Genomic DNA, 26,859 nt, shown 5'->3' with positions numbered 1-26,859 from the left:
TGAATAAGTCAAAATCCTTTACTCTCTCTGAAAATAGCAAACACAAAAAACTCCAATTCGATTACCTTCTATATGATAACACTTTTTGAACAAAATTTGAACGTGAATTGCTTCGATTATGAAATTAATTTATATGGAGCTCATGTCATAACGTTTCTGTGACACTAGTTATTGACAATTCAGCAATTTCTCCCTTCACTTTACCCATATTTCCAATAAAGGCTCTCTTTTTCCTGTGATCGGATCATTCGCCGGCAACGCCGCCTTCTTTATCTGTTTGACCGCTTCCTCCCACTCATCCCACTCATCCGGCTTTCCCGTCTTCATATCATACTGAATGCCTCCGGGATAGGCGCCAAGGACAGTAAAATCGGGACTTGAGCTTAGCTTTTTATGACCGACTCCGGCTGGAATCACGACTGCATCGCCTGTTTTGAAAGGGATGACAGCTCCTTTTTCTCCCCCGAACTGAATGACAGCCTCTCCCCTAACTGCAATCAGGACTTCATGCGTATTGCTGTGATAATGATGGTATGGAAAAACACTTCCTAACCAGCTGTTTGACCAGCCATGCCGGGTGACGATCCGCTCTGCCTGACTGGTATTCTTAATCGCGTTTTGATATACCACGAGCGGATACTCAGGGTGATTCGGAATCCTGCCGTCATCCGGAAAGAAATATGTCTGTGTCTTTGCTTCCATCAATTTCACCTCCCTTTTTTATCTTCCACACATAGCGGTTCGCAAAACATGATGTTTTTCTCACGATTCCATTGATCTGCATGATACCAAATAGTATAGTATAAAAAATAATGCCAGAATGAGGGATACCATGAAAGCTATTGTTATCGGAATTTTAGCTTCACTCTTTTTCGCCGTTACCTTTATATTAAATAGAGCGATGGAGTTATCTGGAGGCAGCTGGCTCTGGAGCTCTTCGCTGCGCTTTATTTTTATGGTGCCGTTTTTATGTGTGATTGTCATCATGAGAGGGACATTCACGCCTCTCGTACAAGAGATGCGGAAAAAGCCGTTCTTTTGGCTCAAATGGAGCTTTGTCGGCTTCGTGCTTTTTTACGCGCCGATCACATTTGCGGCTGCCTACGGTCCGGGATGGCTTATAGCCGGCACCTGGCAAATTACAATTGTAGCCGGTGTGCTCTTGTCTCCTTTGTTTTATGTCAAACAAGATATGCCGGGCGGTCCGCAGCTCGTTCGGCAAAAGATTCCCCTGGTTTCACTTGGCACTTCCGTGATCATCCTGATTGGAGCGGCTCTGATTCAGCTTCAGCATGCAGAATCGCTTTCAGGAAAGATGCTGCTTTTCAGTGTGCTGCCGGTTGTCATTGCGGCTTTTGCCTATCCGTTAGGAAACAGGAGAATGCTCGAGGAATACGGTGGCCGGCTTGATACATTTCAGCGCGTGCTTGGAATGACATTGGCAAGCCTTCCGTTCTGGCTTCTATTAGCAGCTTACGGTTGGTGGTCAGACGGCCTGCCGACAGCGGGGCAAACCGTTCAATCCTTTATCGTTGCCGTCAGCTCAGGCATCATTGCGACTGTTTTATTTTTCTGGGCCACTGATATGGTAAGAGACAATCCGCAAAAACTCGCAGCCGTTGAAGCCACTCAATCCGGTGAAGTGATTTTCGCGCTGCTTGGTGAAATTGTTCTTCTGTCAGGCGTTTTCCCATCTCTATTATCATTTGCCGGTTTGTTCATTATTATAGCGGGGATGGTATTACATACCTTCGCTTCACAGCCGAGAAAACCGAAAAAGAAAGCACAGTCAAACCTGACCGCGTAGCATTTGCAGGAGAATGGGTGAAAACCTGTTCTCCTTTATCTTTGCTACCAAAAGGCATCTGTTTCACGGTATAGTTAAATATAATATCTGCCTACTTATTATCGAAAGGTGATTATTGGAATGGAAGCAATTAATCAAACACAAAACATACCAGCGATCTCCTTCAGATCAGTCAGAAAAAGCTATAAACAAGATGGACAAACCTATGATGTACTGCGGGATGTCACCGGAGACATTCAACAGGGTGCAATCGTAGCCGTTTTAGGCCCTTCCGGCTCAGGCAAAAGCACCCTCCTTTCCTTGTGTAATTTAATGAGAACGCCTGACAGCGGCGAAGTCAACATATATGGAAAGGAAATCAGAGAATGGAATGTCAATGAGCTGAGACGAACGGCTGCCCTCGCGTTTCAGTCGGCTCCTGTGCTCGACGGGACAGTGCGTGACAATCTAAGTCTGGTCCAAAGGCTGCATCAATCCCAGCTGTACGCTCCAGAAAAGCTGGCTTCTCTTGCAGGGCTTTCGCCAGAGCTGTTAGACAGAAGCGCCAGAGACTTATCGGGCGGACAGCGGCAAAGGCTGTCACTGGCCAGAACGATTTCAAATCCTTCCTCCATTCTATTGTTGGACGAAATCACGTCGGCCTTGGACCCGGTTTCTGCTCTTGAGATTGAAGAACTGATCAAACATCAGCATCGAGAGAAAAAATGGACAGTCATGTGGGTCACTCATAATATGGAGCAGGCAAAACGAGTAGCCGATACCATTTGGTTTATGGCGGATGGCCGGCTGCTTGAAATCGCTGAAACCGAAACATTTTTCTCCGCTCCGCAGCATGAAGCAGCGAAAGAGTTTTTGAAGGGAGGCACTCGGTAATGGATTACCTTTCTCTCTCTTTAACGATGATCTTTGTTTTGATCGCCTTGTTTTTATCAAAATCCTTTAAAGCCGGCGTAGAAAAAGATATGATCATTGCCACCATCCGGGCCGCGGTGCAGCTGCTTATCATCGGTTATGTTTTGTCTCTGATTTTTCGCGGAGACCACCCTGTTTTTATCCTGCTGATGGTGCTGTTAATGCTCGCGGTGGCGGCACAAAATGTCATCAAACGAAAGAAAAATACAATTGGTTCGTTCTGGAGGGTGTTTGCTGCATTAGCGATTGTAGAAATTGTGACGCAGGGAATTCTGCTGTCTCTTCATATCATTCCGCTTACAGCACGATATGTCATTCCGATCAGCGGGATGGTCATCGGAAACTCAATGGTGCTTTCGAGTTTGTTTTTAAATCGGCTCAGCTCAGAAGTTGGCGTTCGCAAAGAAGAAATTCAATTAATATTGTCGCTTGGCGGCACACCGAAGCAATCCATACAGCGCATTCTTACTTCAGCGATGAAAATGAGCATGATCCCGACGCTGGAAAGCCAGAAAACACTGGGGCTTGTTCAGCTTCCAGGCATGATGACGGGCCAGATTCTAGCCGGCGCGGACCCGATTCAAGCGGTTCGCTTTCAGCTCTTAATCGTGTTTACAACAATGGCCTCAGCCGCGCTGACTTGCGTAATCTTAAGCATGCTGACATACCCCTCATTATTCACCGTTCATCAGCAGCTAAAGGAGAATGAATGACAGACAAAAGCCGCTTTTCCCTTGGAAAGCGGCTTTTTGTACTTGTTATTCCTTTTCTTCATAATATTTGGCCAGCTCAATAATCATCGCGCCCATCCGCTCAATCTCTGGCGCAAGCAGTCTCGTGATGCCTTCTTCCCGCAGCGCCTCAGCAGTCACTTTTCCAACAGCAGCTGCGATGGTGCGCTCTTCGAATACTGTCTTCACTTCATTGATATAGCCTCGCTCCCTGGCAAAATCAAACAGGGAACGAACCTGAATGGCCGTTGTAAAACAAACAGCGTCGATATCATCATTCATCAGCTCCCCGCATAACCGCTCCACCGTTTCCTCCTCCGGCGGAATGTGCTGATAAGGAAGAATCGGCAGGACAGACGCGCCCTTTTCTTTAAGAAATGCGATAAGGGCCGGCGCATTTTCTCCATGAAGCTGCACCATGACTTTTTTCCCTGAAAAGTCGTGAGGCTCCAAGGAACGGATTAAGCCTCTTGTTGTCCCATCTTCATCCGAAGCTTCCGGTGTGATCCCAAGCTTTTTCAGCGCAGACAGGGTTTTGTATCCCCGGCATGCCGCTTTTGCCTGGCGAATCGCCTGCAGAAACTCGTCTTTCAGACCGATTTTCTCTGCCATATCGATCAGAGTTTCCGTGCCGATGCCTGTCGTGAAAATGACCCAGTCAGCTTTTTCCTCGACAAACGTTCGCAAGTCCGGTTCCACCTGCTTCTCTGCTAAGTAAACCGTGCCTTGGAGAGGCCTGATGACAGGTGTTCCGCCCTGTTTTTCAATGATTGTACTGATTTCTTCCGTTTTTCGGGAGCCCCCGATTGCCACGCGCTTTCCATGTAACCCTTTTCCCATACCCGATTCCTCTCCTCTTTGTATAGGCTTTTTATGTATACAAGCTTAATAAAGCTATTTTGGCGCAAACCAAGGGAGAAATCAAGATAAACCCAAACCTCCAAAATCCATTTGAATACGACTGAAGCTTGCTGTAAGATAAACAACAAACACGTTTTGACGGAGGATCGACATGGAAACAAAAAAAGAAGAATATGAAACAAAAGGCTACGATACATCGATCGTTTACGAGTTCAATGAATATCCGGATGCCCGCAGCGGGCGCTGCGACAACTGTGATTACACACTATTCAAAAGCTCTGTAAAAGGCGGAAAATTTCTTAGAGAATGCCGGAGATGCGGGATGAAAAAAAATATTTAAACAGAAAACCGAAATCAAATTGATTTCGGTTTTTATGTTTTTACTGCGGGACAGCGGATTTTTTCATAAACGCTTCAATCTCAGCTGCCGCACGCTCCGCTCCGCCAGCTTCTTTTACATCCTTTTGCATATTCTTGACGCGGCTGAGCAGCTCTTGATCACTGGATACAGCCTGAACCGCTTCCTGCAGGCTGGAAACAGTCACTTCCTCTTTCGGCAAATAAACGCCAAGGCCTAATTCATCAACCCGATTTGCAGTGAGCTCTTGCTCATACATTTGCGGAATGACGACAAGCGGCACACCTGCGTTCATCGCTTCCATCGTACTGTTCATCCCGCCATGAGAGATGAACAAATCAGCTTTCTCTAACACCTCAAGCTGGGGCACGCTTTGTCGAATGGTAAAGTTAGCAGGAATATCTTCTAAGTCTTCTGGATCAATTGATTTTCCGACCGACATGACCACCTGCCATGAAGAATTCCGAAATGCCTCAATGCACATCTTGTAAAATTCCGGCCAGGCGTTAAACGCCGTTCCCAATGAAATCAGCATAAGCGGTTGATCGCCCTTTTTCATTTCCAAGCTTTCCTGTTCCGTCCGTTTTCCAAGAGATGGGCCGACAAAACAGAAACGGTCATCGAACGTCTCATGCTGTATTTGAAAAGATTTCGGCATAAAGACAATATTCAAGGCCTCCGGCACAGCTAATTGTTCAAAAGAAATAGCCGGCAACTGCTCTTTTTCCAAGTAGGCTTTGAATTCAGCCTCTGCTTCTTTTATTTTTTTCAGCATGTCTTCATTTCCTAACTGAAAGGATTCATTTTGGGCATATGACGAACAGAGCTTAATGACCGGAACATTAAACTTGTCAGCAAACAATTTTCCAGCCAGCGCGACAAAATCATAGATGATCAGATCAGGCTGATCATCCTTATATAACTCTTCAAGCTGCGGCAGAATGCTGAGTGATTCTTTCAAAAGACTGAGAGGCGCATCATTCTTTTCCATCATCTCCCTGATTTGCTTAGGATCAATATTCAAGGATGTATGATAGATCAATGCTTCTCCACCCGCTTGCTGAACAGCGGGCGCAAACTCCTCAGTCGTCGCGTACGTGACACGATGCCCTTTCTCACAAAGCTTCTCTACTAAAGCAAGCGTAGGGTTGACATGACCGTACGCCGGGATATTGATCATCGAGATATGGTACTTTTTCATGAATCTCCAGTCTCCTTATCTATTACATTTTCACACGGAAGCTCTTTAATCCGTATATCACGCTGTTTTCAATCGGAGTGATACTGACGCACTCCATATGAGGAAAAGCAGAAATTAAAGACGTTAACGCGATATTTGCTTCAAGACGGGCAAGCGGTGCACCAAGACAAAAATGGATGCCCTGGCCGAACGCGATATGCGGATTAGGATGGCGGCGGATATCAAACATGTGCGGTCTGTCAAACTTTGCTTCATCACGATTTGCCGATGCCACAAACGCCAAAACCATATCACCTTCTTTCATCAGGTGCCCCCTGATCTCCGTATCCCGCTTGGCAATGCGTCTCAAAACCGGGGCGGGCGCTCTGAAACGTAAGGCTTCCTCAACTGCCTGAGACATCAATTCAGGATGGCTGCGCAGTTCCTCGTACACACCTGGCGTTTCTAATATGCTGTACATCGCATTTGAAATCAGGTTTGTTGTGGTTTCATTTCCGGCCACGAGCAGCAGCGTGCAAAACGGAATCAGCTCTTCACCGGAAAGCTTCTCGCCTGTTTCCTCCGCTTCCACTAAAATAGAAATAATATCCTGTGCCGGTTTGTTTCGCTTTTCTTCTATGATGCCGGCAAAAAACGCGGCCAGTTCTTTCTCACATTTATCTCGTTCTTCCAAATAGGCTTTTTCCGCTTCTTCACTTTTATCCTTTGGTGTGCTGACCAGAAGATCAGACCATGCTTTAAACTGATCCATATGCTCTGAAGGCACTCCCAGCAGCTCAGATATCACAATAACCGGAAGCGGGTATGAAAAATCGTGAACAAGGTCAAACTCACTACGCCCCTGAAAACTTTGAATCAGTTCATCTGTGATTTCCTGAATTCTCGGTTCCCATTGCTTCATCACGCGCGGGGTGAAGGCTTTATTCACGACTGAACGGATTTTTGTATGCCTCGGCGGGTCCATGTTAATGATGGAATTTCCAATAGAGCTTGTCTGCTGCGGCATGTAACTGGAAAACAGCTCTTTATCCCCAATAACTTTTTTGACATCATCATAAAGAAAAACGCTCCACACTTGGTTTTCTTCATCAAAGGAAACAGGCGCATCCTTTCTCATCGATTCGTACCATGGAAACGGATGATAAGCATCCTGTTTGTTTTTCCCATTGAGCAGCGCTCGCTGCAAGGCTTGCCGGCGGTTTAACACATTCATGTATAGTCACTCCCATTGAAAGAATTTAGCAATTGATGTGCCACTTCACCTCCCGCTTTCGTGAAAGAGAGGGACTACCACATATAATCAAATTAATAACAGCAGGCAGGCGATCACGATGTTCGATGCAGGCATCATATATTCCCCCTCGAATTTCGTTCATCTTACCATAATCTTTCAATTTTTTTCTATTCTGCGCTGCTGTTTTGGCTCACAACGTGACCTTAGGCATAAGCACGCACATTCAATATGCATTCAATTGCACCGCTCCGCTCAAAAAACATCTCTGTTTTCAACCAAATGCACTAACTCCAAAAAATGACTTTCCCATTATGTAAAATAAACTGGTTCTATGATTAAATAGAAGGTAAAAGGTGAAGGAGAGAACAACATGGCAGCACAGACTGATTACAAAAAACTAGTTGTCGGCATCCTACTTTCACTGGCATTCGCACTGTTTGTGTTCTCTTTTTCTGAGAGACATGAAAAACCGCTTGTTGAGGGAAAAAAGCAGGAAAACTGGCATGCTGTCGTCGACAAAGCCTCTGTCAAAATTTATGGCAGCCGACTAGTTGAGGAAAACAAATTAAAGCAAAAACTCGGCCATAAAGAAGCCGATTCTATTTTGACCCTTCTGAAACTCGCCAACGAAAAACACATTACATTATAAAAAAGAAAGAGCCCGGAGGCTCTTTCTTTTTTAGTCGAATATCGTTTTCTTGTCCGGATGGCGCAAAAAGTCAAACAGCATGCCAAGCTGTGAAGGTGTGTTTCGTTTTGGAGAAAGCGGCGGGAGTCTGTCTTCCGAAAAAAAAGCGGCATGATTCGTTTCAATCCCTGTTTCCCCCTGCCCGCCCGTAATGCTGCATGCGATGAAGATTTTATAATAGTGATAAGGCTGAGGAGGATGAGAGTGTTTTTGGCTGTCCAGCACGGCCAGCAAACGAGACGGCTCTGTATCATACCCCGACTCTTCTTTGATTTCCTTGACCACGTTTTCAGCCGGTGATAAACCAATCTCGCAAAATCCGCCCGGGAGCGACCACATCTCATCATGCTTCTCCCGAACAAGCAAAATCTGATTCTCTCGAAATACTGCGCCGCGCACATCCGCTTTCGGCGTCGGATAGCCGCTCTCCCTATTCCATAAATCAGTGATAACTTCCATGTCCGTCTGTGAGTAATCCGCCATCATTTCCGCGCTGAGCTTCATCAGCTCTTCGTACCTCTCCCTGTCGTACACATCCTTGGAAAAAGCGAGCCCAGCTTGTGCGATAGCCCGAATCCGCTGTGCCCGTTCCAGCCATTTGGTTTGCATTATCGATCACCTCTCCACCATTTTATACCATCTCTTTTAAAATAAAAAAGCATGCCCCGATCTTTCAGTGACATGCTCAAAAGATACCTTAATTCAATTTTACCAAATATGTAATATCCTCTGTTTCAAAATTTAAAAATGATGGATTATATGATAGGGTAAGGTTTTTTTCTCCTTTTGGAATCACAAAACTGACTGTGCCTGTTACCTTTTTACCCGAGGCTAACTTCCCTGATTTTAGGCTTGTTTTCAGGTCAGCAGTAGATACTATGTTCGCTCTGATCGATTGATCTTTGCTGTCTTTCACTTCAAAACCGCCACTCGTATAATTAAAAGACTTGTCGCTTGTATTTTCTATCGTTACCTCAGCTATTAGAAATTCTTCCTTTTGATTTAATGTTTTTTCTTTATCACCTATTTTTGCCTTATATTCACCTTGTTCTGCCGTCGTATTTACTTTATTGACTGAGAAATTTGTGCCGGAAGCTTTAAAAGTTTCGCCTACCTTATGAACCTTTTCATCCGTTTTGGTTTCGTTTTTATCCTCTGTTTTCTTTTCCGTTGCTGTTGCTTCTTTCTTTGCTGTCTTTTGCTCAGCTGACGCATCACTTGACTTGCTGCACGCCGATAGCGCAAAGCCAATCGCTAGCACAAACAAAATGAATAATACTTTTTTCATTGCTGCTCCTCCATCTAAAGTAATCGTTTTCTATTATAATCACTTTTTTCCTTTTCTTAACAGAGAATAAAGTAACAAATTACTCTATCATTTCCATCCATAGTATAGGTCAGCCAATGATATAGAAGATACTTATCCTCTACTGATAAAATACTGGACAGACTTGTGCTGTCACACCATTTTCCAAAACAAAAGCTATTTTGTCCTGTTTGCAATTTAGGTATTTCCTCCCGTACTCTAAGACCCACATTACAAAAAACCCGAGCTGGCTGAAGCCGGCTCGGGCGGGAGGTCAATCTCGCTTATTCATTCCTCTTTTCTCTCGTGGTTCCTGATGATGTTTTTGATGCTCGGGGGGCTGCGTCGTGCGTTCCATCTCCTTTGTATCTTGTCCCATTCCTTTTAAAAAGGAAAAGAGCAGTGTAATTGATTTGTTGATTTCCGGGTCTTTAAGCGAGCGGATAATATCAAAATATCCTGTCTTTTCTTCGCTGTTTTTCTGTTCTACAGCGCTTGCCACACCCGCATTCACTTTTAAAATAAGAGGCTCCAGCTGTTTCACGTCCAGCATGCCGAGCGTCCCAAACAGAAGCAATAGATTTTTCAGCGTGTTGGCAGTTTCCTCTGTATCTGCTTTTTTCACCAGGATATCAAGAACTTTATCCCCTTGGCCAAAAAGGCCGCGGAGCAACGGCAGGACACCGCGCTCGTTCATATGGCCCAGCATATGCAATGTTTCGAGAATCGCTTCTTTGTGATCGACTAAGGCATCTTCAATTTCCCGCAAATCACGCTTTCGCTGATCCTCTTCGGTTACCTCGATTTTCTGAATTCGTTTAATCGCTTTAGCCATTATGCCCAATCCCCCTTTTCACTGCGTCGCCAGGGAAAATATAATCCTTCCGCGCCCATTTCTTTTGAACCTGCACACCGATTTGCGGCCGCGGATTGCCGTTGCGGTGATTGATCTTAGGCAGCGGATTGATTCCATCGCGCTTCAAAATTTCCATCTTGGCTGAGGTTTCTTTGTAAGCTGGCGTATCGGTATCCTTATCGGCATGGCTGCCTGTTAGCAGGTTGATCGCCGCTTCCCCTGAATCGTTCATTGGCAGATAAACTTCCTTCCCTTTGACACGATCAGTCATCACACACTTCACTTTAACACTGCCAAAAGGCGATGTGAGTCTGACGAGGGTTCCGTCCTGAATCCCTCGTTCTGCCGCAAGCTCAGGAGAAATTTCTAAGAACACTTCCGGTGTTTTCTCCGAAATCCCTTTCGATTTGTAGGTGAGGTTCCCTTCGTGGAAATGCTCTAAGAGCCGTCCATTGTTGACGTGGATGTCATATTCCTCACCAAACTCCTCAGGCTCTGTCCACTGAACAGGATAAAGAATGGCTTTGCCGTCCGGGAAAGGGAAACGCTCAGTAAAGAGTAAAGGCGAATCCTCTCCATCAGCGCTTACAGGCCATTGCAGGGAATTGTAGCCTTCAAGGCGTTCATAGGTGACACCGGCATAAATTGGCGACAGCTTGGCTGCTTCCTCCATAATGTCTGCAGGGTGCTCATAGTGCCAGCCGGCGCCAAGCTTATTGGCTACCTCCATAATAATCTGCCAGTCAGGCTTTGATTCGCCCAGCGGTTCAAACACCTGATACAGCCGCTGAATCCGGCGTTCTGTGTTTGTAAAGGTTCCTTCCTTTTCAAGGCTCGGGCTCGCAGGAAGAATCACATCAGCAAACTCGGCTGTACGTGAAAGGAAAATGTCCTGCACCACAAAGAAATCAAGCTTTTCATATGCGGCGTGCACATGATTGATATTAGAATCCACCAGACCCATTTCTTCACCTTTTACATACATCGCTTTCAGCTGGCCGGAATGGATTTTTTCGATCATTTCGTGGTTAGTCATACCGGGCTCCTTCGGCAGCGGCACACCCCACACCCGTTCGTATTTTTGCCGGACTTGTTCGTCCATTACATTTTCATAGCCCGGCAGTTTGTCAGGCATGCTTCCGAAGTCACTTGCTCCCTGCACGTTATTATGGCCGCGCAATGGGTAAGAGCCTGCTCCCGGCTTCCCATAGTTTCCTGTCACAAGCAGCAGATTAGAGATCGCCGTGCTCGTATCGCTTCCTCCAATATGCTGTGTCACGCCCATCGCCCACAATGCGCACACACTGTCAGCTTGCCCAATCATCTCTGCCATCTGGATAAGGGTCTCTTGATTGATCCCGGTTTTCTCCTCGGCATATTCAAGTGTGTACGGCGCCAGGCTATTTACATATTCATCCCGTCCGTTCACTCTTTCCTGCAAAAAGCGCTCATCAGCTTTTCCGTTTTCAATTAAATATTTGGCGATCGCATTCAGCCAGACGATATCCGATCCGGCACGCGGCTGGACAAATAAATCGGAGCGCTCTGCCATTTCGTGTTTTCTGATATCCGCGACGATCACTTTCTGCCCTCTCAGCTTATGGGCCCGTTTAATGCGAGTGGACAAGACTGGATGCGACTCAGACGTGTTCGAACCAATAATCAAAACAAGGTCGGCTTGTGCGATATCTGTTATTGAGCCTGAATCACCGCCATAGCCGACTGTCCGAAACAGGCCGGCAGTCGCAGGAGATTGGCAATAGCGCGAGCAGTTGTCCACATTGTTTGTGCCAATGACTCCTCTGGCCAGCTTTTGCATGAGATAGGATTCCTCGTTCGTACATTTAGACGATGTAATAAAAGCAAGTGAATCCGGTCCAAACGCTTCTTTCAATTCCGTGAACTTGCTGGCGATCAGCGATAACGCCTCCTCCCACTCTGCTTCACGAAAATGCTCGCCTTCCCGGATCAGCGGCTTTGTCAGGCGTTCTTCACTGTTGACGAAATCCCAGCCGAACTTTCCTTTCACACAAGTAGAAATGCCGTTGGCCGGCGCTTCCTCTTGGGGCTCGACTTTCAGAATGTCTCTGCCCTTTGTCCAAACATCAAAGCTGCAGCCGACGCCGCAATAGGTGCAGACGGTTTTCGTTTTTTTGATTCGTTCATCACGCATAGCGGATTCCATATCAGAAATAGCGAGAATTGAACCGTAGCCTGTTTCTACGCCTTTCGTGATCTCGATCATCGGACGCAGCGATTCGTTATTGATGCCTGTTAAATATCCGGCTTCCCCTTCCATTCCTTTTTCCATCATCGCGTTGCACGGACAGACCGTTGAACAATGGCCGCATGACACACATGACGACTCATTGATCGGCACGTCGTTATCCCAAATGACGCGCGGGCGTTTCCGCTCCCAGTCAATGGTCAGCGTTTCAGTGACCTGAACGTCCTGGCACGCTTCAACACAGCGTCCGCACAAAATACATTGATCTGGATCATACCGGTAAAACGGATGGGATTCATCCTTATGGTATGGCTTGTGATCAAATGGAATGCTTTGGTGATTGATTTTCATTTCCTTCACCGTATTATGTATTTCGCATCCCCCATTGTTGTAATCGCAAACTGTGCAATAAAGCTCATGATTATATAAAATCTTGTCCATTCCGATCACCTGCGCTTTTTTTACGTCAGGTGAGAGCGTATCAATGACATCCCCATCCTTTAATTCAGCGGAGCACGACCTCTTCAGCTCACCATTGATGCTGACGATGCACGTATCACATGTTTCAATCGGCCCTAAGCTTGGATGATAGCAAACTTGCGGCACTTCAATCGAGCTGTTATTCAAAAGCTGCAGCACCGTCTGTTCCTCGGACGCTTCCATTTCAACGCCGTTTATTGTGATTTTTTTCTTGCCAGCCATCTCCATTCCCCTTTCTTGCTATATATACCGAATTACCTATTTCAGTTCCCTTACAACAACTCAATAAAACATACAAAGCGCACTCACATGTTTTGTTGCAAAAACACGGGGAAACGGAATGGTAGATGAATAAGGAGGGATTAACATGAAAAAGACAATGTCTGCTATAACTGCGGCAGCAGCAGTAACAAGCTGTTTTACCGGCTTTGGGGCTGCGTCCTTTTCAGCACCGGCAAAGGCCGCAGCTCAACCAAATACACTCTCTGAAAATACAAACCAATCAGCCGCTGAGCTTGTCAAAAACCTTTACAACACCGCCTACAAAGGAGAAATGCCTCAGCAGGCGCAAGGCCTTACCATTAACAAAAGCACAAAAGGAGATGTCCATGCTGCGTTTGGGGAACCGGAAAGACCAGTCGGGGGAGACAATCGATTTGATTTATATCACTGGAATATGGGGCAGCCGGGCTACGGATTTTCCTATCATAAAGACATGACTATTTCAGAAATCCGCTATTTTGGAACCGGTGTGGAACGGCATCTGAATTTAGGCGGTGTTACGCCGGAAGTGCTGCAGAAGCAATTAGGCCCAGCGAATCGAGTGTTGACCGTCCCGTTTACCGATGAAATCGACTATGTATATGACACAGGCCGCTATGAACTTCATTTTGTAATAGGCACGGATCAGACAGCCGACCATGTAAACCTAAAAGCAAAATAAACACCCTACGCGGCTAATCCAGCCGCTTTTTTAGTGGACAAATAAAAGATATATTTCTTACAATACAGGGAGATGAAGAAGAGACGGGGTATCAATTCGCAATGAAGCGAAATCGATGGATATATGCAGCTTTCACCATACTGATCATGGGGCTCGGGCTTGGATCCAGAGCATTCGCCAGTGCTCTTCCTGATTCCCTCAATACTTATCTGGGAGACTCGCTGTGGGCCGCCATGATCTTTACGGGATGCGGATTTCTATTTCGGAAGCTGAAGACAATGAAAACGGGCATTATCAGTCTTTCTTTCTGTTTTGTCATTGAATTCAGCCAGCTCTATCATGCCGAATGGATCGACCAGATTAGGGATACTTCTCTTGGCGGGCTTGTACTGGGGTACGGTTTTTTATGGAGCGATATCGAAGCATATACAATTGGAATTGCAGCCTGTGCCGCCATAGAACTGCTGGTTTTGGGAATCAAAAAGCGCCGCTGTATGTGACGCTTTTTTTCATTTTGAAAACAATCCGCATTGAGAAAGAATGGTCTTCGCATCCAAACGTGTGGCCTCGCTTATCGTGATATGATGTTGATTCATAAATGACTGAACGGCATGATATCCAACCGCATAACCTGCAAAAGCCGATAAACCTGCAGGCTTAAAACCTTGGTCTTTAGCAATTGGATCACCAAACATATAACGGCTGACTTCCGAAAAGCCTTTCACATCCAGCACCTCATTGATCACATCAATGGAATATTGCAAATCCTCATGATCAAAACGAGTTATCCAAGGGCCCAATCGTTCTGTGCCAAATAGCTCTCGGGCGAATGATTCGGCCAATCCTTCAATCACAAGATAATCCCCGACACTTACAGAGCCATGATCAAAATCAGTATACGAAAACCGCACATTATGATGAAACTCATGAGCAATAATGGAAGGAATCCTTGGCAGGTTATAACTGTTCGGATGAATCCATACATGAATAAAGCCCGGTATCCCGCCAAACCCGCAGTAGCCTTTTTGCAGCTGAAGCTTATTTGGATCGGCGATATAAAGGCCGAATTTGATCTCCTCTGCATTCACCCGCAGCTGTTCGTGCTCAGCAAAAAGGATGCATTGTCGAAGTGCAGATTCCGCTGTCTCTAAAGCATGTGATTCCTTCAGTATTCGCAATGCTTTCTGCCCGATTTCAACATCACGGACATCCAAATAGCCAAGCATTTTCGCAGCCATCATCACATCATAGCCGTTTGGCTCCTTCGCTTTCAGCGGAACATGGATGGCGGTCCACATCTTTTCAAACGGCCTCATCATCGTATACCGAAATTCATCCTTTCTTTTTTGTTCTTCCATTAAAAACAGCTTTTCGTATTGCTCAAAGGTCTTTTCCATGACAAGATTCATCCTGATCCCTCCTTGTCAAAAACATACGGTATGCCGCAGCGTAAGGGTCAACAGGAGAAATTAAGCCATTTTTCACTGTAAAATCATACAAACCCGCCGATAGGTAAGGCATAGGAGGTGGAACCATGGATATTCCTGCTTTATCGGTTGCGATGCATCAAGCATCCCTTGCCCAGAATGTAAATATCGCTTTAACGAAAAAAATGCTGGACACCGCCCAGCAAAATGCTGATCAAACCTTAAAGATGATACAGCACCCGACTCTCGGACAAACCATTGATGTAAAAGCATAACCTCACACCAAAGGCGGCCAAGAACTCCATCCTCCCGGCCGCCTTTATTGTTCACAAAAAAGCATGCATGTTTTGATTGTTCCTCCGTATGATTTATTGTTTGCCATATTAAGGAGGTCATAAAGGATATGAAAAGACTATTTACGAAGGCTTCATTGGTGTTATTCGCAGTAGTATTTGTTTTTGCCGTCAAAGGTGTACCCGCCAATGCGGAAACCCATGCCTACGATGGTAAAAGCCCTTATTACAATGATTGTGCGTCCAGCGGCTCTACAAAAAAATCCTCAAACTTAGTGAATGCCAGCAATCAAGTCATTGGAGTAGTCGAGCTTAAGTTCAGCAGTACATGTAAAACGGCTTGGGCAAAAATCACTTTGAATAATACATTGACGTCAGGCTTTGAAGCAAATGCGGAGATTACCCGGAACACGGACGGAAAAAGATATAACTGTGATTCTGCAGGCGGCAACGGAAAAGCGGTCGCCGGCCAAAAATCTTGTTATACACCGATGGTATATGATTTAGATCCAAGGACTTCTTACGCTTTCGGCAAGTATTCAGGGCCGAACTTGAATGTTTGGGCCACCACAGGCTCTTATTAAATAGAAAAAAGGCTGTCCATACGGGCAGCCTTTTCCTACTGATTTACTTCTCTTTGTTTTTTAACCTCTTCAAGCTGAGAAACTGTGACCAATTGATAACCTTGATCGGTGAGCTTTTTCATAATTTCATCGGCCGCATCAGCAGAGGTGCAGTAAATATCGTGAATCAAGATGGTTCTTCCATCTCCCGCCTGGCTCATGACACGGTCAACGATTGTTTTTTTGTTACGGTTTTTCCAATCTTCCGGGTCAACGTCCCATAATGCGACATCCATTTTCATTTGACTCCGCAGCTCATCATTAATGCCGCCGTATGGGGGTCTTACAAGCGTCGGGCGGTACCCGCTTATTTTTTCAATGATGTCTTGCGTATCATTGATCTGCTTTAGCGCTTCTTTCACTGGAAGCCTTGTGAGAAGCGGGTGGCTCCACGAATGGTTCCCCACCTCATTTCCTTCTTTCAGCATTCTGATTAGCGTTTCCGGATAATATTGAACCCTGCTCCCCAACACAAAAAACGTGGCATGCCCCTTATATTTCTTCAAGGAATCCAGAATCTGATTTGTTGTCGCAGGATTCGGCCCGTCATCGAAAGTAAGTGCAATGACTTTTTGATGTGGATCAACCGTTTCCTCTTTGGGTAAAGAAATCACTTCATGCTTCGGCTTTTGTTCTTTGATTTTATTTTTATTTTTTGCTTTATCAATATATTGTTCTTTCAGAATGTCTTTCAAAAGACTTTTCTTAATGGCAATTGATTGCTCTCCAAGATAGCCTGCTGCAACCTGATATGTATCAAAGTAAAGTTCGATATAATCTTCCTTGATGGCAAACCGGCTGAAGTTTTCTTTTTTCGGAGCCGTCCCTTCCTTTAACAGCGCATCATCCGCTGCAATGTCCTTATTCTTTTTCAGCTCGTGATAAGCGATTAACGAAAGCTTGTGTAAGTAGTCAGTGTCCTCTTTGAAAATATCATCAATGGAAAGAAATGCTTGTTTACTAAAATCATAGTTAAACGTTTTTTTCACGGTTTGACCGTGTGCGCCCCCGATATATTTATATTCATTAAATACAATCGCCACTGTCTGTTTGGCATAATGGACAATTTTATAATCAACATTTAATTCGTTGCGCTTAGTCGTATGCTCTTGGTCAACGTTTTTTGTTTCCTTTTGAAATTGGCGAACCTCTTTTTCTGCGAATCTTTTTAATACCGAATCCATTTTTTTATTTTTGAAAACGGGATAGTTTACCGCGTAATTAAACGTTTTCCCGTCATTGACTAGCGTTGCGATCTCAACATTCCCATACTGAGAATCAGTTCTTACTTTATTCATGACCGTTTCTTTTTTCAACGAATGATTATGGAAAAAGCCGATAAGGCCCACCACAATTACAACTGCTATTAATACATGAAACCATTTGATTCTTTTTACTAACAACAAAAACTCCTTCTTTCGTAGCCATTTCGATTTATTCTTCATCAGTTAGAACTGTATCTATTTAGAAACACTCTTGTAATATTTCAGTAACATTTATTTCACATTTGTAATAATATGAGATTTAGAAGTTCATGTCAATCCTTTTTAAGGAATTTCGTCATAAAATAAACCTGGTTTCATGAATGTACATACACCCAACTTAAGCATCAAGAATATGGTAAAAGGAATAAAAAAAGCAGGGAGGTTTTCCTCTTGGATTATCCTTTGAATGAACAGCTATTTGAACAAATGACACCTTATGATGAGAGACAGCCTTATTTTTATCCGCGTCCGAGACCGCCATTTTATCCGCCTTATTACTATCCAAGACCGTACTATCCGTTTTATCCGCGTCCGCCTTACTATTACCCGCGCCCGCGGCCTTACTACCCTTGGTACGGTTACGGCGGAGGTTATGGCGGAGGTTATGGCGGAGGATTCGGCGGCGGTTACGGATATTAAGCGTCGCTTGCCAAAATGGGGGCAGTCCAGCTCCCCATTTTTTTTATTAAAAATGACAATATCATGACAAATATAGGAAACAATTGTGATTCCATAGCCCTCTTGTTACGATAACTAAAGCATGCAGTTTTGGGGGAGGCGTCTATTTTTTGGGGAATACAAGAGATTCGGCAGCCATATCTGAAACGAAATACATAAAAGTTTCGAACCGGGTAACCATTTACGATTTTATCAAACTTGCAAAACCCGGCATTATCATATCAAACTCGATAGCAGCCTTTGGCGGATTTTGGATCGCGTTTGCAAGCGCAGAAAAACAATTAACCGGAATGGCTTTTTTGATGACAATGGTGACAGCAATGTTGGGAACCGTGTTTGTGATGGCTTCCGGCACTGTCTATAACAACTATTTTGATCGGCATATGGATGCAAAAATGGCACGCACTCGCAGCAGGGCCTCGGTCACAGGGAAAATGCCGTCAGCCATGATCCTAACATATGGCACTGTGTTAGGAATCGCAGGTCTAGCTATGCTTTATTCCCTCAATCCATTAACGGCCGTTCTCGGACTGGCCGCCTTTATTTTTTATGCGATCATCTATACAGTATGGGTGAAACGAACGTCTGTGTGGAGCACATTTGTCGGGAGCTTTCCTGGAGCTGCGCCGCCATTGATGGGGTATTGTGCCGTAACCGGAGATTTCAGTATGGCAGCAATGCTGTTGTACACGATTATGTTTCTGTGGCAGCCCCCGCATTTCTGGGCGATTGGGATAAGACGCAAAGAGGAATATCGTGCGGCTGGCGTTCCGCTTTTGCCTGTAGTCAAAGGCAATCATGTAACAAAAATAAAAATGATGCAATATATTGCCGTCCTGGTGCCGATCACGCTATTATTCCCTTTTTCTCTCGGCACTGGCCATATGAGCCCATTTTATTTCTTAGCCGCCTTGGTTCTTGGGGGCATATGGATCAAAAAAAGCATCAAGGGATTCAAAACAGACGATGACGTGAAGTGGGCGAAGGATATGTTTGTCTACTCGCTCATTTATTTTTGTTTGCTGTTCTTCATAATGATGATCGATTCATTTGTGATGTTTCTGATCAGATGATGCAAAAAGAGCCAAACATTATTGTGACTCTTTTTTGTTTGGAAAGACAGCCTCTAATAGAAATGTCACAGCAAAAAACACTGCCATGCAAATCAAAAACCGTACGATTTCACTCAAAATCCAGCTATCAGCAATGCGCATGCCATCGGTTTCTCGGAGGGTTGCGCATATTGAAAAAATCATGAGTATGTTTTTTAGAGTTTCTTTGTTCATGAAATACCATCGCTTTCTTGATAGGATAACTTAAAAGCAAAATAAATGATCAGGTCAGTCAGCCGAATATAAAACATGTCGCATCGTTGCATGTTGATGTTTTTTTGCAACCCATTGCAAAGTTCAGCAAAACAGATGAAAACCGTTCAGTGATTAAACAGATCTTTTGCGATAGACGAAGCGGAGAAAAGGCCGAACCGTCTGCTTCTGTACTTTCTCCTACTATCAATACGAACATTTAAAAATTCAGTAACAATTAGCAAAAAGACTGCCGTCCCCCAGCCTACTTTCGGGTGTTACTAAAGTACATAAGTAAAATCGCTAATATATGATTCTCCAATCCATAAACCCGAACGCTTTTTCCATCATCAGGTATTATAATCCAAACACAAATAAAAAAATAGACTTACGTTCGAGTTGCGCGAAAGAGAAATTGTAAGAATAACCCAGAGGGTGGTAATATATTGTTTGATTTTCCCATATTTAGATTTGGAGGTCACACAAAAGTGAAGGGAATATTTTTAGTTGTTCAGCTTGGATTTTCTATTATGGTATTTCTGTTTTTAGCCGCTGTTAATTGGTATCAAGGAAGCGAGCTTGTTTCATGATCGATTTGATTGGAACTATACTGCTAAAATCTCAAAACTGCTTAATGGAATGGATACCGTCAGCAGCCACAAACAAATTTCACAGCTTGATTTTTTCATCTACTCCGCTAAACACTACCCTGTCATGAGTACGTTAATGATCATCTCCTTCTTATATGTTCTGGCCGCTCTGTTTTTACTTATACACTCAGTCAAACGCCATAAGCAAGAGATTCATTTGGACTGCTGAGCCAATGAGATTCATGTTAATAATCCCTGAGGTTTTCGGAACTTCTTGCTCAATCTTACGTATATCCTAATAGGAGGGATCAAATGATGAAAGAATATGAATTCGTAAGAGTTGAGCTGAGTACGATGAGAAGAAGGCCTAAAGAAGACTACCAGCAAATCATCCATGATTATGCGAAAAGAGGCTGGAGATTCGTTCAGATTTTCGCGCCCAGTATAGATGGGTATGGGGCAGCTGCTTATTTTGAAATCATATTTGAAAGGGATGCGGAAAAAGCTTAATCGATACGACTAAGCTTTTTCGTTTACCCTATATCTGCAATCTATACAATTTCTGCAAATTCGGCATCACATGATTTGGCTAAATCTTGCGGCGCCAACTTTATCTGCATGCCGATTTTCCCTGCACTGACAATGATATAATCAAGCGTTTCTGCAGATGCGTCAATATAAGTCGGGAACAATTTTTTCATGCCAATGGGTGAACAGCCGCCGCGAAGATAGCCAGTTACCGCTAATAGCTCCTTCATTGCAATCATCTCTATTTTCTTTTCGCCTGTCACCTTTGCTGCCTTTTTTACATCTAACTCTTCTGCTACAGGTACAACAAAGACATAATATTGATTAGTACCTGCTGCTGCCACCAATGTTTTATATACATACTCCAAAGGATAACCGATTTTCTCCGAAACAGAGATGCCATCTGCCGGCTGGCCGTCTGTTTTATACCCTAATAACTCATAAGAAATGTTCTGCTGTTCAATTAGACGAACCGCATTTGTTTTTGCCATTTTTTTCGCCATCGTTTTCACCCGCTATCAAAATAAATGTAATCTTCTTTTTTACAGTTAATATGTAAATTCTATCATCCTAACCTGCATTTTCAAGGTTACTAGTATTGAATCAACGAAAGGACAAATTGATTATACCGGACGCCTATAGCTCATTATTAATCAACATGAAACAAAACAGGAATGAACGAATGACACCCACATACAATTTGTATGAATGTAAAAATAAGGAGTGGTTGCTTTGTATCATTACTTGTATGGTCCTGCGTTAATTCCTTACTTTTCACATACTCATACACCTCAAAGAAGTCCAGACTTTTCAGAAAGACAGCGAAGAAGAGAAATTACATTGACTGTAGACGGCATTATCCCCCCATCCTCCTCCGAGGATCTCGGCGACGGCTTTTATTCTTACGCATGGACGAACCAGCAGGTCATCAATCCAGGTGAATACCTAGTTTGTCATCTCGAAGGAAGGGATATCAATGTGGTAAATGGCGGGTTCACTCCGCGGGATACTGCTCCATTGTATGCGATAGCAAGCTTTCCAAGACGAAGAAACCAATGGGTCATTATCATTCATAATCCTGTTCAAACCCAAAGAGCCCTATCGCTTTATTTGATTGCGAAAAGGTAGCACAACATGTTTTCAGAAATCCTGCATTCAGCACAGAAAAACGGGTAGGAATACTTTGATAGCGTTTTCCTACCCATTTTGGTCTGGGCTAGCTCTCACCTATCAATCCCCCTCAAGTTCCTCATCTTTTTCTACTGCCAAGGTACCAGAAAAAATTGTTATATGTTATCATGATTCCCAGTAAAAAGAAAAGAGGATTAGATATATGGTTCTCCTTGAAACGAATCGTTTACGATTGCAAACGATTGATATTCCCCTTCTTGACGCAGCGTCTAAACAAGATCATCAGGCGATCAAAGACTTGGGATATGAAACAAATGGTGAATGGCCAAATTATGATTTTTTTGAAGCGATACCTTATTTCCGTGAAATTTTAGTGAAAAACAATGGAACAAAAGGATTTGATTCATGGATTATTGTAAAGAAGGACAGTCATGAAATTGTTGGAGGAACTGGATTTTTAGGTGATCCAGACGAGAATGGCCTGATTGAAATCGGTTTTGCGACAAATAAAAGTCATCGCCGCAAAGGTTATTGTGTGGAAGCCTGCCAAGAACTAATAAACTGGGCATTAAGCCAAGAAGCAGTGAACCGGATTACCGCAAGATGTGAACATGATAATCTAGGATCACAAAAAACTTTGGAAAAGCTAGGGTTCACATTGGATCATAAATCAGCGGATTATATGCATTGGATATATGTTACAAAGTAGAGGCGTAATTACAAAAGCAGGCTCAGTGCCTGCTTTTGTTGGATTATTTACCTCTGTGCTTCTTTTTCGCTTTTTGCTTTTTGAGCATATACCTCTGCTCTTTTACACGTTCTCGTTGTTCTTTCGTTATTTGTTTTTTCTTTTGCTTTCTTGCATCAAGCTCTAGTTTTATTGCCTCTTGAGCTTTTGAAGTTACTCCGGCATTTTTCATTTCTTTTGAAACCTGACGCTGCAATCTTTTTGGATTGATCTTTTTCTGACGTCTGCCTTGTAAACGAACTCCTTCCTGCTCTGTTTGGGCCATCATATTCAAGAGTTGGTTATGAACAAACGCCAGCACTTCAGAATCCTTCGGCTCTTTGCCAAAAAGATGACGAAAGGCTCTTAGCTTTCCATTGTTCACAGTTTCAACAACGCCTACCCAAAACTGACCATCATAGTAAACCGTTAATTTCATAACGATTCCCTCCTCATAAAAGATACGAAAGAATGATGGACATCCCGAGGAGGGGAAGGTTACTTACATGATCAATCATGCATCCGGACTACCAACCGAATCGTGTTTTTTCATTCTTTACCATATACAGAAAATAGTGTAGCATTTCTTCTCCGACTATTAAACTCTTATTTGGTTTAGATCATCGCTGGAGAATAGGCGTCTTCACTCGCAAATGTATTTCTCAAGCCCTGCCATGTTACAGATGGGATACGATACATTCGGCATACCCTTCAAGTTTAAATTCTCCAAAACCATGAGGCAGCAACATATGATCTCCTTTTATGAAGGGATAGACATATTCATCAGAGATCATACAGCCCTCCCCTTCAATCACACTGATAAGAAGGAATGGTTTTTGCTGCTTTAAGCTTGCTGATCCTGATAAGTTCCATTTCCCCACCGAAAAGTAAGCGCATTCAATCAATGTCGTTGTAAGCAAATCATCAATTTGTTCATGGTGAACCGTTTGCCGCTCTGAAATAGACGGGACCTCTATCACTTCGATGCTCTTTTCCAGGTGAAGCTCGCGCAGCTTGCCTTCTTCATCTTTTCGGTCATAATCATATAATCTGTAGGTTGTGTCTGAATTCTGCTGCGTCTCTAAAGCCAGAATCCCTTTGCCAATTGCATGAACAGTACCGCTTGGCACATAGAAAAAATCCCCCGGCTTTACCTTTACTCGGCGCAAGAGTTCATCCCATTCTCCACGCTCTATCATGACAGTTAGTTCTTCCTTTGTTTTTGCATTGTGGCCGTAAATAATCTCTGCATCTTTTGCGCAATCAATAATGTACCAGCATTCAGTTTTTCCAAGCTCACCGTTTTCATGTATTTTGGCAAATTCATCATTGGGATGCACCTGAACAGATAAGTCTTGGTCAGCATCTAATATTTTTGTAAGCAGAGGAAAACGGTCCCCTTCAAGCTGTCCAAATAAATGTCTGTGATGTTCCCATAATTCGCTGAGCGTGAGCCCCTTATACATTCCGTTTTGAACAACGCTTTGACCGTTTTGATGCGCGGCAAAAGCCCAGCACTCCCCTGTTCGTTGTGACGGAATGGTATAGCCAAAATCAGCTAAAGCGGTTCCGCCCCAAATTCTTTCTTTGAAAACAGGCTTGAAAAATAACGGTTCAATCGTCATGAAAATCCCCCCGCTTTATTCGATTTCTTCCAGCAGTTTGTATGCCTCTTCTGTTGTTTGCACAGAGAGCAGTCGCTTCCTATAATTGTCATCCATTAGCTTTCGAGATAGCATCTGCAATATTTTCAGATGCTGGTTCCCTCCGCTCTCTTTTGGTACAGCAATCATAAAGATTAATTTAGCTTCTGATCCATCCAGGCTCTTCCAGTCAACACCTGATCGTTTGATCCCAAAGGCAACGCTTGGCTCCCTGACCGCCTCAGATTTTCCGTGCGGAATCGCGATATTCATGCCAATCGCCGTTGTTCCCTGTTGTTCACGATTCAAAATAGCTTGTTTAAACCCGCTCTCTGAAAGCAGCGCACCTCTGCGGGACAATTTTCGAATCATTTCCTCAATGATGTCATCCCTGGTTTCACCCGATAAATTTGGTTCAATTAATTCCGGGCTGATAATGTCTGTCAATTTTTTTATCTCCGCCATCTCAGCTTTTGGGCTTTCGACTTGAATAGGCTGCTTTATTTCGTTTGCTGCCGCAGCTTCACTTGGCTCAGAGGACGGTACAGTTTCACTGAGCACAGGAGATGCCGTAATATCTTTTTTTAGGACATTGACGAACAGAGCGGTGACAAGGGAACCTGCAATCACAGCAATAAAAAACATCAAGACATGATCAACTGCGCCAAGCACTGCAACAATAGGTCCTCCGTGTGCCACTCTGTCCCCCACATTGCCAATCATGGCTATCACAGAACCTGTCATTGAGCCTGCCATAATACTTGGAATGACGCGCAGAGGGTCCTGTGCCGCAAATGGGATCGCTCCTTCAGTAATGCCGAAGAGCCCCATCGTAAATGCCGCTTTCCCCATTTCTCTTTGGGATGTCTCGAATTTTCTTTTTCCTAAAAACGTCGCAATGCCAAGGCCAATCGGCGGGATACAAATGGCGACAGCAATTGGTCCCATAATTTCATAATTTCCTTCTCCAATCATTGCCGATCCAAACAGAAATGCGACCTTATTTACGGGACCGCCCATATCAAATGAGATCATCGCACCTAAAATCAATGTCAGAAGGATCGAGCTCGACCCTTTCATTCCCGCCAGCCAAACCGTTAATGAAGTGAAAATTTGAGCTACAGGCGCACCGATCAAAAATACAAACGCTAAACCTACAATCAGAGATGCAAATACCGGAATAATAATAATCGGCATAATCGGTTGGATGGCTTTTGGCACCTTTACTTTTTTTATCCATAGTGCAGCATATCCGGCCAAAAATCCGGCAATGATTCCCCCAAGGAATCCGGCGCCGCTTGCGCTGTCATAAAAACTGCCAGTCGCCGCAATATATCCGCCGATCATCCCTGGCACAAGACCCGGTTTATCAGCGATGCTATAGGCGATATAGCCGGCTAAAATCGGAATCATAAATGAAAATGAAGCACTGCCGATCTGTTCAATCGTTTTCCAGAAGGAGTCATCCGGAATAACTAAGCCTTTAGGTGTTTTCTCCCCTCCAAGCGTTAATGCAACCGCTATCAATAATCCGCCGACGACAATGAAAGGAACCATAAATGAAACGCCGTTCATTAAATGACAGTAAATAGGATTTTGCTTCTTCTCCTGGTGATTGCCAGATTCCGATTTTGCAGCGGAACGATAGACCGGTATATCCCCGTTAAGAGCGGTTTGAATCAATTCTTCCGGTTTGCGGATGCCGTCCTGTACCCCGACAGACAGCAGTTTTTTGCCTATAAACCGGTCTTTGTTTACCGAGCGGTCTGCAGCAATAATGATTGCGTCCGCTTCGCGTATTTCCTCTTCGGTTAGCTTATTTTCGACACCAATTCCCCCCTGGGTCTCAACTTTGATGCTGACGCCCATTCTGTCTGCAGCTTTTTGCAGATTTTCCGCTGCCATATACGTATGGGCAATACCGTTCGGACAAGATGTAATCGCTAACAGTTTCATAGGAAACCTCCTTTAAAGTGTGAATAATAAGATCTTGTCTCAACTGTATACCGAAATCAGCACTTAAAAATCGCTTTTTTTACCATAGGTTCCGGAAATAAAGGCATTTTTCCCTATAACAAAAAAAAGCAAGGAATAATCCCTGCTTTTTAATAATCCAAATGAGATAAAAATGACATGACATTGGTTTCTTTCGTCAGCTTTTGGACAAAGGCCGGCTGCTCGCTAAGATATGAGAGCTCGCTAAACAGCTGCTTTGTCATGGTTTGATCCTCGTGTTTGACAGCCAGCATAAAGACAAGCGAAACTTTTTCATTTCCCCATTCAAGCGGCTCCTTTAATGTGGCAATCGCGATTGCTGATTGTTTAATAAATTTAGCGTTCGCATGAGGAATGGCAATGCCTGACCCAATGTTTGTCGCGGACATTTTTTCCCTCATCACCGCATGAACCGCATAGTCCTTTTCAACATAGCCTTTCTCAAACAAAGCTGTCGCCAGCTGTTCAATTAACTTGTAGCGATGCTCCGCCTCCTGCTGCAAAAAAACCAAAAAAGGAGTCGTATTGTTCAGCATCTGAAACGTTTTTTGTTTTTGGCGGTGTGGTTCGCCCAGCTGACGTATAAATGCACTTAATTTCTTCTCTTCGCCAGGCTCTAACAGCGGAGACACAACAATATGGGGGACCGTTATATTCTCCAGCGCAATGGTGGATATGACAAGATCGATATCCTCATGCTTTTTGATATAATCCTTTAAATCGGCCTTTGCAATACAAGCCATTACAGCGATTTGGTGATATTTCCGTTCAATTTTCGTCCGCAGCAATTGGGACATCCCAATTCCCATATGGCAGACGATGATCGCCTTTTTATGTGGCTCGCTGCTGCCCTGCATCCGTTCGATGGCTGCTTGAAAATGCAGTGTCAAATATGCTGCCTCTTCCTCAGGAATATGAAGATCAAATGTTTGATTGATGTCTTCCAAAACGTCAATGATAAGATGAAACAAATAAGGATACATCTTTTTAATATCATTCAGCATAGGATTTGATACTGAAAGATCGTAGCTCAGCCGCTGTAACACTGTAT

At 44.0% G+C, this 26,859-nt stretch carries 27 protein-coding genes and 3 pseudogenes; 15 read left to right on the top strand and 15 right to left on the bottom strand.

Going from position 1 to position 26,859, the window contains the following annotated elements; genetic code table 11:
- Nucleotides 1–195: 195 nt before the first annotated feature.
- Nucleotides 196–702: a cupin domain-containing protein gene (locus tag C1T29_RS07460; protein WP_103748891.1), complete on the bottom strand. Its 507-nt coding sequence runs from the start codon at nt 700–702 to the stop codon at nt 196–198.
- Nucleotides 703–832: 130 nt separating this feature from the next.
- Here C1T29_RS07460 and C1T29_RS07455 point away from each other — a divergent pair, with 130 nt between their 5' ends.
- The 3 genes from C1T29_RS07455 to fetB all read left to right on the top strand — a co-directional run bounded on the left by C1T29_RS07455 (nt 833) and on the right by fetB (nt 3,432).
- Nucleotides 833–1,807: a DMT family transporter gene (locus C1T29_RS07455; protein ID WP_040083396.1), complete on the top strand. Its 975-nt coding sequence runs from the start codon at nt 833–835 to the stop codon at nt 1,805–1,807.
- Nucleotides 1,808–1,927: 120 nt separating this feature from the next.
- Nucleotides 1,928–2,680: an ABC transporter ATP-binding protein gene (locus tag C1T29_RS07450; protein WP_103748892.1), complete on the top strand. Its 753-nt coding sequence runs from the start codon at nt 1,928–1,930 to the stop codon at nt 2,678–2,680.
- Entirely contained in the window at nt 2,680–3,432 is a 753-nt protein-coding gene (fetB, locus tag C1T29_RS07445; RefSeq protein WP_103748893.1) for an ABC transporter permease, read from the top strand. Before C1T29_RS07450 ends, fetB begins: the two co-directional genes overlap by 1 nt.
- A 45-nt stretch (nt 3,433–3,477) precedes the next feature.
- Here the strand turns inward: fetB and C1T29_RS07440 are convergent, their stop codons facing one another.
- Nucleotides 3,478–4,290: a uroporphyrinogen-III synthase gene (locus C1T29_RS07440; protein ID WP_103748894.1), complete on the bottom strand. Its 813-nt coding sequence runs from the start codon at nt 4,288–4,290 to the stop codon at nt 3,478–3,480.
- 172 nt (nt 4,291–4,462) lie between these two features.
- Here C1T29_RS07440 and C1T29_RS07435 point away from each other — a divergent pair, with 172 nt between their 5' ends.
- Entirely contained in the window at nt 4,463–4,651 is a 189-nt protein-coding gene (locus C1T29_RS07435; protein ID WP_003232781.1) for a DUF8096 family protein, read from the top strand.
- Between the two features lie 40 nt (nt 4,652–4,691).
- Here C1T29_RS07435 and C1T29_RS07430 read toward each other — a convergent pair whose 3' ends face one another.
- Nucleotides 4,692–5,870 (bottom strand): glycosyltransferase, encoded by a 1,179-nt coding sequence (locus tag C1T29_RS07430; protein ID WP_103748895.1) that lies wholly within the window; start codon nt 5,868–5,870, stop codon nt 4,692–4,694.
- Between the two features lie 22 nt (nt 5,871–5,892).
- A complete protein-coding gene (gene yjiB / locus C1T29_RS07425) occupies nt 5,893–7,083 on the bottom strand; it encodes a monooxygenase YjiB (RefSeq protein ID WP_103748896.1) in 1,191 nt (396 codons plus the stop codon).
- Between the two features lie 391 nt (nt 7,084–7,474).
- Between yjiB and C1T29_RS07420 the strand changes: the two genes are divergently transcribed.
- The gene (locus C1T29_RS07420; RefSeq protein WP_040083402.1) at nt 7,475–7,753 is read left to right on the top strand and encodes a hypothetical protein; all 279 of its coding nucleotides are present in this window, start codon (nt 7,475–7,477) and stop codon (nt 7,751–7,753) included.
- A gap of 30 nt (nt 7,754–7,783) precedes the next feature.
- Here the strand turns inward: C1T29_RS07420 and C1T29_RS07415 are convergent, their stop codons facing one another.
- From C1T29_RS07415 to fdhF, 4 genes are all read right to left on the bottom strand, one after another.
- The gene (locus C1T29_RS07415) at nt 7,784–8,401 is read right to left on the bottom strand and encodes an NUDIX hydrolase (protein ID WP_103748897.1); all 618 of its coding nucleotides are present in this window, start codon (nt 8,399–8,401) and stop codon (nt 7,784–7,786) included.
- 88 nt (nt 8,402–8,489) lie between these two features.
- A complete protein-coding gene (locus C1T29_RS07410) occupies nt 8,490–9,080 on the bottom strand; it encodes a DUF4352 domain-containing protein (protein WP_095432585.1) in 591 nt (196 codons plus the stop codon).
- A gap of 292 nt (nt 9,081–9,372) precedes the next feature.
- Entirely contained in the window at nt 9,373–9,933 is a 561-nt protein-coding gene (locus C1T29_RS07405; protein ID WP_014663599.1) for a helical membrane plugin domain-containing protein, read from the bottom strand.
- Nucleotides 9,926–12,883: a formate dehydrogenase subunit alpha gene (fdhF, locus tag C1T29_RS07400; RefSeq protein ID WP_103748898.1), complete on the bottom strand. Its 2,958-nt coding sequence runs from the start codon at nt 12,881–12,883 to the stop codon at nt 9,926–9,928. Before fdhF ends, C1T29_RS07405 begins: the two co-directional genes overlap by 8 nt.
- A gap of 145 nt (nt 12,884–13,028) precedes the next feature.
- On the opposite strand from fdhF, the gene C1T29_RS07395 reads away from it, so the two are divergent.
- Both C1T29_RS07395 and C1T29_RS07390 read left to right on the top strand, forming a co-directional pair.
- Nucleotides 13,029–13,604 carry a YjgB family protein gene (locus C1T29_RS07395; protein WP_095432587.1) on the top strand — a complete coding sequence of 192 codons (576 nt, stop codon included), beginning with the start codon at nt 13,029–13,031 and terminating at the stop codon, nt 13,602–13,604.
- A 101-nt stretch (nt 13,605–13,705) separates the two neighbouring features.
- Nucleotides 13,706–14,104, top strand: coding sequence for a ribosomal maturation YjgA family protein (locus tag C1T29_RS07390; RefSeq protein WP_014663596.1), 399 nt, complete (start codon nt 13,706–13,708; stop codon nt 14,102–14,104).
- Between the two features lie 9 nt (nt 14,105–14,113).
- Here the strand turns inward: C1T29_RS07390 and C1T29_RS07385 are convergent, their stop codons facing one another.
- On the bottom strand, nt 14,114–15,013 hold the full coding sequence (locus C1T29_RS07385) for a DUF2268 domain-containing putative Zn-dependent protease (protein WP_103748899.1): 900 nt from the start codon (nt 15,011–15,013) through the stop codon (nt 14,114–14,116).
- A gap of 125 nt (nt 15,014–15,138) precedes the next feature.
- Between C1T29_RS07385 and C1T29_RS07380 the strand changes: the two genes are divergently transcribed.
- Both C1T29_RS07380 and C1T29_RS07375 read left to right on the top strand, forming a co-directional pair.
- Nucleotides 15,139–15,306, top strand: a complete 168-nt coding sequence (locus C1T29_RS07380; protein ID WP_014476499.1) for a YjfB family protein — start codon at nt 15,139–15,141, stop codon at nt 15,304–15,306.
- 128 nt (nt 15,307–15,434) lie between these two features.
- Nucleotides 15,435–15,908: a YjfA family protein gene (locus tag C1T29_RS07375; protein WP_103748900.1), complete on the top strand. Its 474-nt coding sequence runs from the start codon at nt 15,435–15,437 to the stop codon at nt 15,906–15,908.
- Nucleotides 15,909–15,943: 35 nt separating this feature from the next.
- On the opposite strand, the gene pdaC is transcribed toward C1T29_RS07375, so the two are convergent.
- A complete protein-coding gene (gene pdaC, locus C1T29_RS07370; RefSeq protein WP_095432590.1) occupies nt 15,944–17,350 on the bottom strand; it encodes a peptidoglycan-N-acetylmuramic acid deacetylase PdaC in 1,407 nt (468 codons plus the stop codon).
- A 252-nt stretch (nt 17,351–17,602) separates the two neighbouring features.
- On the opposite strand from pdaC, the gene cotT reads away from it, so the two are divergent.
- From cotT to C1T29_RS07350, 4 genes and pseudogenes are all read left to right on the top strand, one after another.
- Nucleotides 17,603–17,851, top strand: a complete 249-nt coding sequence (gene cotT / locus C1T29_RS07365) for a spore coat protein CotT (RefSeq protein ID WP_071580527.1) — start codon at nt 17,603–17,605, stop codon at nt 17,849–17,851.
- A gap of 121 nt (nt 17,852–17,972) precedes the next feature.
- Nucleotides 17,973–18,963: pseudogene (gene cyoE / locus C1T29_RS07360) on the top strand (heme o synthase).
- 719 nt (nt 18,964–19,682) lie between these two features.
- Nucleotides 19,683–20,013 (top strand): annotated as a pseudogene (locus C1T29_RS07355) (YjdJ family protein).
- 86 nt (nt 20,014–20,099) lie between these two features.
- Complete coding sequence (locus tag C1T29_RS07350) at nt 20,100–20,294, top strand: DUF4177 domain-containing protein (protein ID WP_003232825.1); 195 nt, start codon at nt 20,100–20,102, stop codon at nt 20,292–20,294.
- Nucleotides 20,295–20,335: 41 nt separating this feature from the next.
- On the opposite strand, the gene ybaK is transcribed toward C1T29_RS07350, so the two are convergent.
- Entirely contained in the window at nt 20,336–20,815 is a 480-nt protein-coding gene (ybaK, locus tag C1T29_RS07345) for a Cys-tRNA(Pro) deacylase (RefSeq protein ID WP_071580523.1), read from the bottom strand.
- 229 nt (nt 20,816–21,044) lie between these two features.
- Between ybaK and C1T29_RS07340 the strand changes: the two genes are divergently transcribed.
- Both C1T29_RS07340 and C1T29_RS07335 read left to right on the top strand, forming a co-directional pair.
- A complete protein-coding gene (locus tag C1T29_RS07340; RefSeq protein WP_071580522.1) occupies nt 21,045–21,440 on the top strand; it encodes a hypothetical protein in 396 nt (131 codons plus the stop codon).
- A gap of 205 nt (nt 21,441–21,645) precedes the next feature.
- Entirely contained in the window at nt 21,646–22,152 is a 507-nt protein-coding gene (locus tag C1T29_RS07335; RefSeq protein WP_095432593.1) for a GNAT family N-acetyltransferase, read from the top strand.
- A 43-nt stretch (nt 22,153–22,195) separates the two neighbouring features.
- Here the strand turns inward: C1T29_RS07335 and C1T29_RS07330 are convergent, their stop codons facing one another.
- The 4 genes and pseudogenes from C1T29_RS07330 to manR all read right to left on the bottom strand — a co-directional run.
- Nucleotides 22,196–22,633 carry a YjdF family protein gene (locus C1T29_RS07330; protein WP_231516572.1) on the bottom strand — a complete coding sequence of 146 codons (438 nt, stop codon included), beginning with the start codon at nt 22,631–22,633 and terminating at the stop codon, nt 22,196–22,198.
- Between the two features lie 214 nt (nt 22,634–22,847).
- Nucleotides 22,848–23,795: a mannose-6-phosphate isomerase, class I gene (manA, locus tag C1T29_RS07325; RefSeq protein WP_095432594.1), complete on the bottom strand. Its 948-nt coding sequence runs from the start codon at nt 23,793–23,795 to the stop codon at nt 22,848–22,850.
- A gap of 15 nt (nt 23,796–23,810) precedes the next feature.
- Complete coding sequence (manP, locus tag C1T29_RS07320; protein WP_095432595.1) at nt 23,811–25,769, bottom strand: PTS mannose transporter subunit IIABC; 1,959 nt, start codon at nt 25,767–25,769, stop codon at nt 23,811–23,813.
- Between the two features lie 149 nt (nt 25,770–25,918).
- Nucleotides 25,919–26,859 (bottom strand): annotated as a pseudogene (manR, locus tag C1T29_RS07315) (mannose transport/utilization transcriptional regulator ManR); the annotation flags it as partial.

The organism is Bacillus sp. MBGLi79, from assembly GCF_002953915.1.
Note: the sequence above shows the minus strand (reverse complement) of the source record. Positions and strands in the feature narration are given on the sequence as shown.